General features: G+C 46.3%; 7 protein-coding genes. 2 read left to right on the top strand and 5 right to left on the bottom strand.

What is annotated here, in order from left to right:
* Positions 1-7 precede the first annotated feature (7 nt).
* Both KTR07_RS02470 and KTR07_RS02475 read left to right on the top strand, forming a co-directional pair.
* Positions 8-1,915 carry a RagB/SusD family nutrient uptake outer membrane protein gene (locus KTR07_RS02470; protein ID WP_048696882.1) on the top strand — a complete coding sequence of 636 codons (1,908 nt, stop codon included), beginning with the start codon at positions 8-10 and terminating at the stop codon, positions 1,913-1,915.
* Positions 1,916-2,144: 229 nt separating this feature from the next.
* Positions 2,145-4,355: an alpha-N-acetylglucosaminidase gene (locus KTR07_RS02475; RefSeq protein WP_055229317.1), complete on the top strand. Its 2,211-nt coding sequence runs from the start codon at positions 2,145-2,147 to the stop codon at positions 4,353-4,355.
* Between the two features lie 183 nt (positions 4,356-4,538).
* On the opposite strand, the gene KTR07_RS02480 is transcribed toward KTR07_RS02475, so the two are convergent.
* The 5 genes from KTR07_RS02480 to KTR07_RS02500 form a co-directional block, all read right to left on the bottom strand.
* Entirely contained in the window at positions 4,539-4,985 is a 447-nt protein-coding gene (locus tag KTR07_RS02480; RefSeq protein WP_008760031.1) for a hypothetical protein, read from the bottom strand.
* Between the two features lie 61 nt (positions 4,986-5,046).
* On the bottom strand, positions 5,047-6,156 hold the full coding sequence (locus tag KTR07_RS02485; RefSeq protein ID WP_022471562.1) for a DUF6340 family protein: 1,110 nt from the start codon (positions 6,154-6,156) through the stop codon (positions 5,047-5,049).
* Positions 6,157-6,277: 121 nt separating this feature from the next.
* Positions 6,278-9,598, bottom strand: coding sequence for a preprotein translocase subunit SecA (gene secA, locus KTR07_RS02490; protein WP_008760033.1), 3,321 nt, complete (start codon positions 9,596-9,598; stop codon positions 6,278-6,280).
* Positions 9,599-9,728: 130 nt separating this feature from the next.
* Entirely contained in the window at positions 9,729-11,303 is a 1,575-nt protein-coding gene (locus KTR07_RS02495) for an alkaline phosphatase family protein (protein WP_008764529.1), read from the bottom strand.
* Positions 11,303-12,490 (bottom strand): DUF4105 domain-containing protein, encoded by a 1,188-nt coding sequence (locus KTR07_RS02500; RefSeq protein ID WP_048696828.1) that lies wholly within the window; start codon positions 12,488-12,490, stop codon positions 11,303-11,305. The genes KTR07_RS02495 and KTR07_RS02500 overlap by 1 nt, the downstream gene beginning before the upstream one ends.
* Positions 12,491-12,611: the final 121 nt, after the last annotated feature.

Here is a 12,611-nt window from a genome sequence, read left to right on the forward strand (position 1 = left end):
ATTGGTTATGAAAAAAATAATATATACTATGCTTGCGGCAGCAGCTATCGGATTTACTTCATGCAACGATAGTTTTATGGAACGCTATCCGGATACTTCGTTGACGGAGCAGACAGTGTTCAGTAATTATAATACTTTCAAGACCTATGCCTGGGGATTGTACGGAGTATTTACAAATACTAATATCCTGCGTATTCCCGGTACAAACGGAGCCTATGCCAGTGCCACATCCTATACAAGCGATATTTATGCAGGTTATCTGATGCGTCGTCAGGGTGACGGTAATCCGTATGCTTTTCAGAATGTATCCAGTTCGTCATCAGGCAATGGATGGGCATTCAGCTTTATCTATCGGGTCAATGTCATGTTGGCAAATATCGATCACTCAGGGATGACGGATGCGGACAAGGAGCATTGGCGTTCGGTAGGATATTTTTTCCGTGCCTATTATTATTCAGAACTGATAGCTCGTTTTGGCGATGTGCCTTGGGTAGATCGTGTACTGGGTGATTCGGATAAGGAAATAGCATATGGTCCCCGTACACCTCGCAAAGAAGTTGCCGATCATGTATTGAACGATTTGATATATGCTGAAGAGCATATAAAAGAAGAAGGTGACGGTGAAAATACGATCAATGTGCATGTTGTCCGTGCTCTTCTTTCCCGTTTCTGCCTTTTTGAAGGTACATGGCGTAAATATCATGCTTTGGGGGACGAAGATAAGTACTTTGATGCTTGTATCACTTATTCCAAGAAACTGATGGATTCTTATCCCGAACTGAACAGTGATTGGGGAGAGATGCTGACATCTGACCTGAAAGGAATGAAAGGCATCATTCTGTATAAGGAATATGTAGAAAAAGAACTGACTAATTATGTACTGACTCATGTTGAACGGACATCCACCCATAATGTGGAAATGCCGCAACACATCATCGATATGTATCTTTGTAAAGATGGTAAAACGATTCATAACAGCTCGGAATATGAATGGTCGCAGGACGGGGATAATAGTATGAATGCTACTTTCCGCAATCGTGACCTTCGTCTGCTGGAGACTGTAGCTCCCCCTTATAAGGTGATCCCAAGTGCCGATAATACCAGTTGGGAGTATACTTCTGATCCCAAGGACCGTGAGTTTATGGATATCATGGGCATTACCCGTTACACAGGTTTCGGGGGCGGAAATGGGGAAGCCGGTAAACATAAAGTGTTCCCATTGATGAACTGGTCTGCTGCTATATTGAAAGGAATGCCTCACTTCTTCACCAACAATGGCGGACAAGGTTTCCTCGTAGCCCGTAGCGGTAACTATGTGTACAGATACTATAATGTATGGGACAATTCGAAAGAGAATGAAGGGACCTCAGATGTACCTTTGTTCAAGATTGATGAAGTGATGTTGAATTATGCTGAGGCTAAATTTGAAAAAGGTGGTACAGGTGCCGAGGGCTTCAATCAGACTGTTGCTGATCTTACTATCAATAAGTTACGCGATCGGGTGGGAGTTGCCCATATGAAAGTGGCCGAGATAAATGCCGGATTTGATCCGAAGCGCGACCAGACCGTAGACCCTGTATTGTGGGAGATTCGTCGCGAGCGCATAGTAGAATTGATGGGTGAAGGATTTGGATTCTACGATGTGCGCCGCTGGAAAAAGGCACCTTGGTTTATCAATAAGATACAGTATGGTCAATGGGCTACTAAAGAGCAGATTGGCGATTCCGGACAGTTTGTTGATCTTGAAAAAGGATACGCTGATACAACAGGAAAGAAAGAAGGTTTTATCTATATGTATAATGATCCTTTGGTAGCAGGTAAAGGTTGGTTAGATAAGTATTATTTGTATCAGGTGCCTACTAATGAAATCGCATTAAACCCAGAACTGGCCCCCAATAATCCGGGATGGGAGTAATAATTAACTGAAACACAAATTGAAAGAAGATGTGCAAATAACTGTTTGACACATCTTCTTTCTTTATTAGAGCCAATGCTATATCTTTCCGACTCTTCATATATTGGAGGTTATTTAATGTGTATCAGTATAAAAGAACTACATTTTATTTTCAGTAATCGGAAATTTGAAATATATTTAGGGGCTCAAACGCTCAAACACATTTGATGACCCTTAAAAAATAATGACTATGAACATGCGTCTTCTATTACTTTTATTATTTGGTTCTGTTGTTATGTATACAAGTTGCCAGTCCACGTCTGCTCTAATCGATTCATTGGCAGCACGTGTGACGGAGAATACGTCGAAAGGTCAAATCCTTTTCCGGTTGGTTACTGATGAAGCCGATCCGGCAAAGGACTACTTTGAGATAGACTCCAAGGATGGCAAAGTACTGATAACCGGAAACTCCGATCTTTCACTGGCTACGGGCTTGAATTGGTACCTGAAATACGTGGCAGGTATTCATCTTTCGTGGAATAATCCCTCGCAGAAATTGCCGGAAGTACTGCCTCTGCCTCAAAAGAAAATCCGACAGGCGACGGCTATGAAGAATCGATATTACCTGAATTACTGTACCTATTCCTACTCCATGGCTTTCTGGGACTGGGAACGCTGGGAGAAAGAAATAGACTGGATGGCGATGCACGGCATCAATATGCCTTTGAGTATAACAGGGATGGAGGTTGTCTGGTATAATCTGCTGAAACGTATCGGATATACGACGGAGGAGATCAATGAGTTTATTTCCGGTCCTGCCTTTATGGCATGGTGGCAGATGAATAATCTGGAAGGATGGGGTGGACCGAATCCCGACAGTTGGTATCGGCAACAGGAAGCACTGCAAAAGAAGATCATTGCCCGAATGAGGGAGCTGGGCATTGAACCGGTATTCCCCGGATATGCAGGAATGGTCCCCCGTAATATCGGCGAGAAACTGGGGTATCAGATTGCCGATCCCGGTAAATGGTGCGGTTTTCCTCGTCCGGCCTTTCTTTCTACGGAAGATGAACATTTCGATTCATTTGCTGCCATGTATTATGAGGAGTTGGAGAAACTGTACGGAAAAGCAAAGTATTACAGTATGGACCCCTTTCACGAAGGAGGAAATACGGAAGGAGTAGACTTGGCAAAGGCGGGAACTTCTATTATGGGTGCTATGAAGAAAGCGAATCCGGAGGCTGTGTGGGTGATGCAGGCATGGCAGGCGAATCCGCGGGAAGCGATGGTCAACACACTCGATTCCAGTGATTTGCTGGTACTGGATTTGTATAGTGAGAAACTTCCGCAATGGGGTGATCCGGAGTCGATGTGGTATCGGGAGAAAGGTTTCGGCAAGCATGACTGGCTCTATTGTATGTTGCTTAACTTTGGCGGTAATGTCGGTCTGCACGGACGGATGGAGCAACTGGTGAATGGATATTATAACGCCTGTGCACATGTCAACGGGAAAACCTTGCGGGGGGTAGGAGCTACTCCGGAAGGAATCGAGAATAATCCGGTGATGTTTGAATTGCTGTATGAGCTTCCTTGGCGGGAAGAACGTTTTTCACCGGATGAATGGCTGCAAACGTATCTGAAAGCGCGGTATGGAAATGATTTGTCACCGGAAGTAGCGGAAGCATGGCGTGCGCTGGAACATACAGTTTACAATGCTCCGAAGAATTATCAGGGAGAAGGGACAGTCGAATCCTTGTTGTGCGCCCGTCCGGGATTTCATCTGGACAGAACGTCGACATGGGGATATGCCAAGTTATTCTATTCACCTGATTCAACGGCAAAGGCAGCCCGCTTGTTACTTTCTGTTGCAGATCAGTACAAGGGAAATAATAACTTTGAATATGATTTGGTGGACGTGGTGCGTCAGAGTCTGGCAGATAAGGGGAATGTGCTGCTTGAAGAAATTTCTCAGAGTTATGATCGGAAAGATAGGGATAGCTTCGGGAAACAGACACAACAGTTTCTGGAGTTAATATTAGCTCAGGACAGTTTGCTGTCCACCCGAAAGGAGTTCTCGGCGTCTTCATGGCTGAATGCCGCACGTTCTTTGGGAACCACGGAAGAAGAAAAGAAACTTTACGAATGGAATGCTTCTGCGCTGATCACGGTTTGGGGAGACAGTATAGCTGCCAATCAGGGAGGTCTGCATGATTATTCCCATCGGGAGTGGAGCGGGATTTTGAAAGACTTGTATTATCAACGTTGGAAAACTTTCTTTGAGCAGAAACAACGGGAGTTGGACGGCAAACTTGGTGAATCAGCGGAAGAACCGATTAATTTCTATGGCATGGAGAAAGCATGGGCGGAGAAAAACAAAACAGCTGATTCATCAGATCATAAGTTACAAAATGTAATTGAAACGGCAAAATCTGTTTATCGGACAGCGATTGAAGCAAAGTAATTTATCTACCTACACTGCTCCGGCTTTTTAGTCAGCGCTGATAGGGAAACTTGGGTTTGTACGAATCATATAAAACGAAAAAAGAATAATCGGAAGTAAAAGGTATTCCCCTGTTTACTTCCGATTATTCTTTTTATAAATGATAATTGCTTCAGCAAGGCCATGCCGGGCAATCGAACATCTTTATTTCTCCAACAAATTTTTCAGAAACTCGTCCAGTTCTTTATCCAGTCCTTTCAGCAGTTCGTCATCCACAAGCAATGTATCGTCATCTATCAGCAACAATTCTGCAACTGTTTCCTTATCTTCATCTACCAGTACGAATGAATAAGGCTTTAATATTGTTACTTTATCGAAGTCTCCTGCATCTTTCATTCTGCAAAGGATACTTTTCAAGTTGGGCTCTACATTTTCCATGAAATCATCTCCATCGTAAGTTGCCCACTCTTCAATCATTACATTAGCCAATTCCTCGTCATCGTCGTTATAAATAGTGAGTTGTCCCGATGTTTGGTCCGGTTGTAAATGAATATCTGTTACGGCTGTCTGGTCGCAGCCACATACATATTTGCCGGCTGCCTTTTGGATAGCCGATTCGATGGTAGACAGAGATTGTTGGCTCAGTTTCATAGGTTCTTCCTTTTTGTTACCTCAAAGGTATAAAAAAAATAATAATCAATGCATGATTTCCTTAAAAATCATCATTAAATCGCTCCATTTGCATTTTTAGCTTGGGCAATTGACTGTTACGTTCCTTTAATTCATTTGCATAAAGGGTTGTAAGGTAGTAATTCGGTATATCGTCAATGGTGGCGTACGCCGCATTTTCGGGAATGTTTTTCTTATCTACTTTTTGGGCAAGTTGCTGTGCTTTGACTGCCCATTCTTCTGCTTTTGCCAAGCTGTCCTTCATCTCATAATAAACAGCGATATTGAGGGCAGCTTTCATCTTTTTCTTTTCCTTCTTGGTTCCGTTGTACACTTGTTCCCAAAGTTCGAAAGCTCTGTCCCATGAATTTTCACGGACAAAGATTGCCGCGTCACGCATCTGTACGGAGCCACCGGTGTACAAGTATCGTTTGCCTGTTTTCCAGAAAGGGAGTAACTGTTTGACAGGGATAGTCCCTGCAAATTCAGAAGCTTCCCGTAACATCTGTGCATCAGGTATCATGTGTGCAAATGTTTCTGTTACCGATCCTCCGTATTCTTCCCAAAAGATACTGTCGGTGGGGTGTAGCGTAGTCATCGGTTTGCTGCGCGAGGGCAGGTATACCTTCACCGTCGGGTAGGCTTTTACATCCACTGTCCCCAGGTAGCAGTTAAAATCACGGATATAACGAACCGTTTTGGTCGCTTTGAATTGCAGGTTTTCCATTGCGATGATACAGTCCACTCCCAAGTCTGATGTCAGCTGTTGGACTTCCTCCTGACTCAGTGTACTTTCACGAGGAAACTTGTCATTGGCCCGTAAAGCGGAATCACAGATCACCACTACATCAAAATAGTTCTGATGCGCGATTTCTTCCGCCAGCGATTCAGCTGCAATCTTAACATTACCATTGGCATACGCTGTGGCGTGGCTTATTTCGGGTACGTTTTCTTTCGGCTTTTCGGTCTGTGTGATCAGCTTGTTATCCGGTTCGGTGCTGGTGTTATTCACGATAGCCACTTTACGGAGTTGAGAAGGGAAAGTCATATCTCCGGGCTGCATATAGTCAATAGAAATCTGCTCCAGGCTCTGACAGCTGCCGAGTGCCAACAGTAGCAGAGAAACAAATGCCAGTGAATAGAATTTTGCCATAGTCTTGATATCTTTAGTAGTTTAAGCAAAAGTACTATTTTGGATGAATAAAAGAAAGCCTCAAACAGTTTTTAACCGTTTGAGGCTTTCTTTTAGATTATAATCTTACATCGGACTGCTGTTAAGCATTCTGTCCGTGGCAGTTTTTATATTTCTTACCGCTTCCGCATGGGCAAGGATCATTGCGTCCTACCGTCTTTTCCGCACGGATCGGTTCGCGTTTTTGTTGCTCGCGAGTATCCTGACTGGCAGCAGCCTGCTGGTTCGGATCACTGAGGTCTTGTTTCTGTTCACGATACTTGCTCATATCCTGACGTTGCTCGGGAGCAGCCTGGCGTACTTCTACGCGGCGTGGCTGTTGTTCGTCTGCCGGAGCTTCCTGTACAGGGATCTGTCCGCGCATCAGAATGGAGATAGTCTGGTTATTGATCTTGTTCACCATAGCGTCAAACAGTGTTACGGATTCCAGTTTGTAGATCAACAGCGGGTCTTTCTGTTCGTAGCTTGCGTTCTGAACAGAGTGTTTCAACTCATCCAGCTCACGCAGGTTTTCTTTCCATGCTTCGTCGATAACGTGCAGCAGGATAGACTTTTCGAAAGCTTTCACCACCTCCTTTGATTCGGACTCGTAAGCCGCTTTCAGATTACAGGAGATGTTATACATCCGTTTTCCGTCTGTGATAGGAATCAGAATGTTTTCGTACATATGTCCCTGGTTTTCGTATACTTGTTTGATGACCGGATTAGCGATTTGTGCCAGGCGTTCCGTTTTGCGTTTGAAGTTTTCCATGGCAATGTTGAATGTCTTTTCTGCCAATGTGTCCTTCTTTTCATTACGGAATTCTTCTTCGGTGAACGGAGTTTCCATAGCCAATGTCTGGAGCAGTTCCATCTGACAGCCTTCGTAGTCATTGTTCTCGATCGCATTCGCGCAACGGTCCCAGATCATATTAACGATATCCATACCGATACGTTCACCCATCAGGGCGTGGCGGCGTTTGGTATAAACAACAGTACGTTGCTTGTTCATCACGTCGTCATATTCCAACAGACGTTTACGGATACCGAAGTTGTTTTCTTCCACCTTCTTCTGTGCACGCTCGATAGAGTTGGAGATCATCTTGTGCTCGATCATTTCGCCTTCCTGGAAACCGAGTTTGTCCATTACACTGGCAATACGGTCGGAAGAGAACAGACGCATCAAGTCATCTTCCAGTGACACGAAGAATACAGAAGAACCCGGGTCACCCTGACGTCCTGCACGACCACGCAACTGGCGGTCTACACGACGGGATTCGTGACGTTCCGTACCGATGATGGCCAAACCGCCTGCGGCTTTTACTTCCGGGCTCAGCTTGATGTCGGTACCACGACCTGCCATATTGGTAGCGATGGTCACTGCACAGCTGAAACCGGCTTTTGCAACAATTTCAGCTTCTTTCTGGTGCAACTTCGCATTCAGTACGCTATGTTCGATCTTACGCATGGTAAGCATTTTGCTCAGCATTTCGGAGATTTCTACCGAAGTCGTACCTACCAGTACCGGACGTCCTGCCTGCACTAGTTTTTCGATTTCTTCGATAACGGCTTTATACTTTTCGCGTTTGGTTTTGTAAACGCGGTCGTTCATATCCTTCCTTGCGATCGGGCGGTTAGTCGGGATAACGACTACATCCAATTTGTAGATGTCCCAAAGTTCGCCTGCTTCCGTTTCGGCAGTACCGGTCATACCGGACAGCTTGTGATACATACGGAAGTAGTTCTGCAAAGTGATCGTTGCGAATGTCTGCGTTGCGGCTTCTACTTTCACACGTTCTTTCGCTTCGATAGCCTGGTGCAATCCGTCGGAGTAGCGGCGGCCTTCCATGATACGTCCGGTCTGCTCGTCTACAATCTTCACCTGTCCGTCGATCACAACATATTCGTCATCTTTCTCGAACATGGTGTAAGCCTTCAGCAACTGGTTGATGGTGTGTACGCGCTCCGATTTGATGGCGTAGTTAGTCAGCAGCTCATCTTTCTTTTCCAGCAGTTGTTCGTTGGTCAGGTTTTGATTTTCCAGTTCGGAGAGTTGTGCGGCGATATCCGGCAGCACGAACAATGTCGGGTCTTCGGAGTTACCGGTGATCAGGTCGATACCTTTATCTGTGAGGTCTACGCTGTTCAGTTTTTCTTCGATGACGAAGTACAACGGTTCGGTCACTTCGTGCATACGCTTGTTGTTCTGCTCCATGTAGATTTCTTCGGTCTTCAGCATGCCGGCTTTGATACCCTGTTCACTGAGGAACTTGATCAATGCCTTATTCTTCGGAAGACACTTGTGGCTACGATAAAGGGCAAGGAATCCTTCTTCCACTTCCTTCTTGTCGTTGGAGGCAATCAGTCGTTTGGCTTCGGAAAGGTATTTGGTTGCCAATACTTTTTGAGCTTCTACCAGACGTTCTACCAGCGGACGGAGCTGTTCGAACAGTTGGTCGTCGCCCTTCGGCACCGGACCGGAAATAATCAGCGGAGTACGGGCATCGTCAATCAATACCGAGTCAACCTCATCGACGATGGCGTAGTTGTGCTGGCGTTGAACAAGGTCTTTCGGGCTGATAGCCATGTTGTCACGCAGGTAGTCGAAACCGAATTCATTGTTGGTACCGAACGTGATGTCGGCAAGGTATGCCTGACGACGGGCGTCGGAGTTCGGCTGATGGCGGTCGATGCAATCTACGCTCAAACCGTGGAACATATAAAGCGGGCCCATCCATTCGGAGTCACGTTTGGCAAGGTAGTCGTTCACGGTTACTACATGCACACCGTTTCCGGTCAGCGCGTTCAGGAATACCGGAAGGGTAGCAACGAGAGTTTTACCTTCACCGGTTGCCATTTCCGCAATCTTACCTTTGTGCAGAACGACACCACCGAACAGCTGAACGTCGTAATGAATCATGTTCCATACCGTATCATTGCCGCCGGCATTCCAGTGGTTCTGGTAGATGGCCTTGTCGCCTTCAATGCGTACAAAGTCTTTGGTGGCAGCCAGATGGCGGTCGAATTCAGTCGCGGTTACTACGATTTCTTCGTTTTCCGTAAATCGTTTGGCAGTTGCTTTGACGATAGAGAAAGCTACGGGCAATACTTCTTCCAGTGCTTTCTCGTATTTTTCGAGAATTTCTTTCTCTATCTTATCTATTTGTGCAAAGACTTCTTCGCGGTCTTCCAGTTCGGTGCTTTCGATGCTCGCTTTAAGTTCTTCCACTTTAGCGCGTTCGTCAGTAGCCGATTCGCGGATGTATTTTTTGAGTTCTTCCGTTTTGGCACGGAGGGCATCGTTGTCCAGTGCTTCAATCTCCGGGTAGGCAGCTTTGATCTTTTCTACCCAGGGTTTGATTTCTTTCATGTCTCGTGTGGATTTGTTTCCGAAAATCGAGCTTAAAAATTCATTAAATCCCATGTTGTATTATTTAGTTTATTATTATTTCTTGATTGTCTGCACGGTGCTTTTTCCATATATAAATCCGCGCAAAGTTACATTAAAATGCTGATTTATTTATGTTTTTCGCATGGTTTTTGTGAGGAATCTTTTACCGAAGATCGGTAATAGGAGCCGAAGAAGAAGCATTGGGAGCCCGTATGCGCATGAAATGAGCCAGTGTAGGCGCAATATGGTCGATTGTTACAGGTGTCTGAATGATGGCCGGTTTCACGGAGTGACCCATGAAGATCAGCGGTGCGGGGATATAGGAATGACGTACCACCTTGTTCTCGTTGCCGTTTTCGCTGACGATAGTCCATCCCGGCAACACGTCGATCACGAGGTCGCCGGAACGCTTGCGGTGATAGCCGTTGCGTATTCTGTATATTTCCGGAGTCCATGAACCCAGGAGAAGTCGGTGGGCGGAATATGCCTCATTTACTCCGCTGAACTGCATCAGGAAGTCGGCAGACTTTTCCTGCACTTCTGTCAGGTTCAGTTGCTTTTGTTCCAGTAACTTGTGGTTCAGATAGATTTGCTGGTCGTGATAGGCTTCTACATATTTTCCTTCACCGTAAGTGGCCATCAGAAACATGTTCAGCAAGGCGGTGCAGCGGTTGAGGTGAAACTCTCCGGTCGGTATTTTGTACAGTCCCGAATCCGTCGATTCGCTGTCCGTATATCCGGTGGAAGTGACGAAGATAAGCACATTCTGCAAGCCTACTTTCTTGTCGAGCAGGTCAAGCAGGTTGGCGATGCTGCGGTCGAGGCGTACATAAGTGTCCTGTATTTCCATGGCACACTCTTGTACGGACTTGTGCGCATAGTTGCCTGCATAATAAGTAAGTGCCAATAAGTCAGTAATGTCATCCATGCCGACCGAACCTTTGCCGATTGCTTCTTCTGCGAGGGCATTTACTTCATCGTTGACGAACGGGCTGGTGATGAAACGGCGGAACTTATTGTTGCGGTCGTCGTCAAATTTATATTTGAACACTACGTCCCGCCAATCTGGCAGGAAAGTGTACATACCACGTGGGAAAACCGGTTCCCATGTGACGCTGGAGATGCGGGAGTCGATGGCCTGACGGTCGTTATATTGGCTTGCCCACCAGGGGAATTCGCCATAATAGGTCGTTCCGCTCCATTTTCCGGTCGTGGGATTGATCCAGAACGCTCCGTTTCCTGCATGTCCGGCAGCGAAAATGGCTGCGTCGCAGAAAGGGGCGATGGCGTATACGATACCTTTGCCTTGTGTCGCTATTTTCAGTTCGTCGGCAATGGTAGAGGTTAATAATTTGGTAGGGGCACAGGTCTGATCGGTGTAATAACCCATGAAGGCCGCATCGTCCGTACTGTTGACAGGGCGTAGGGTGGCTACATCCATCCATCGGTTGGAAATGATCCCGTTGACGGAAGGTGTCGATCCGCTGTAGATGGCTGCCATGGCAGAGGCACGGTCTACACCGCTGAATGTATATTCTGCATTGTGGAATACTCTTCCCTCTTTCCAGAGGCGTTTGAAGCCTCTCTCGCCGTAGAGCGACGAAAAAGCTTCCAGATAGTCCGTACGCAACTGGTCAATCGTGAGTCCTACCACAAGTTTAGGGGCAGTAGGCAACGACTGAGCTTGTAGCCCGGTGAAGGTCAGTACGGTAATCAGGGAAGTTAGTAGTCCTTTCATTATTTCTTTTTAGAGGTCAATATCAAATTGCTCGCTGAACGTATCAGCAAACAGAGTGCCAAAGGTACAACAGCTAAGTCAAATCTCTGCGGAATTAGCGGAAAAAGCACCATAAAAAGTGTTAAAACGACCAAATTCAGCGTCAAATACCAGCATTTCTTTCCTTTTCGGACACAATAAATGATGTATGGAAGGAGCAGAAGCTGTCCCGGATGGAATACCAGCAATAAGAAATTGGAACTGACAGCCGGATGTTCGGAGAATAGGGCGAGGAAGGCCAGCACACAGCCCACGATGCCTGCGGCACCGAATAAAATAAGGTCGACACCCCAGAGTCCTGTCCTTTTGCGGATGCTGTAGATAGTAGCAGCAGCGGTAAGTATAAAAAGCAGGAGGGAACATTGGAACGGGGTGGGCATCCAACCGCCTTCTTCTTCCTCGGGAAGGGCGTCTACGATCAGCTCCTTGCCGGATACGAGCGGACGCTGAACCGAATCATGGACGATTTGGGCGCCTGCGAAAGCATCCATCAGGTAAAAGGGGGCAAACATCATTTGGCGTTGCGTGATGGGGCGGTCTGCTTCGCTGCCAATGCAGAGGTCGATGCCGAAGCGGGCCCACGGATGGCCTTTGCAGTATTGATGTACGATATCGCGGAAAGATAGCGAACCGTCTTGCGGCTCTGCGGGATATATTACCTTTCCGTCAATGCTTTCCTCTATTTTATCGCGCGGGCGTGTAGCGCAGTTGTCATAAAAGAAATTATACCGGTAAACTCTGTTTTCGGGAAGATAGTTTTTCTGTAGCAGTCGGATGAGTTCCGCTTTTTCTTCTTTGCTCAGGTTGAGTGTCTGTTGCCAGACGCTGCGCCCGTCGAAGGCATATTCCGCCGCGAAATGGGCGTAGTCGGTAGCTCCCAGCTGGTAGTCTGTCTCACCGAGTGAAAAACGGAGGATGAAGTTGGGAGTATTGAAGCTGAATAGTCCATAGTTGAATACGGCATCTATTCCGTTGACCGGATCTTCGTAGCGGATGGCTGTATGTCCGAACAGGGAGTAGATTTCTTCACCGGGTGCGCAAGTCAGCAGACTGAGGCGGATGGAGTCGTTGTCAGAAGCTATGGCTTGTCCGTTTGAAAAGATAAGCAGATAAAGAGTCAGTAATGGATATAGAATTGTCCGTTTCATCAGAAATGCCCGTTTATTATTTTGGTGGCGAATATACGAAGAATAGTTGGATTGTAGAAACAGAGGCTCCGTTTTATCAGAACAGAGGCTCTATTTCACCCAATCAGAGGCTCTGATTAGG

Origin of the sequence: Bacteroides sp. MSK.20.82 (assembly GCF_019052485.1) — a bacterium.
GTDB lineage: Bacteria > Bacteroidota > Bacteroidia > Bacteroidales > Bacteroidaceae > Bacteroides > Bacteroides thetaiotaomicron.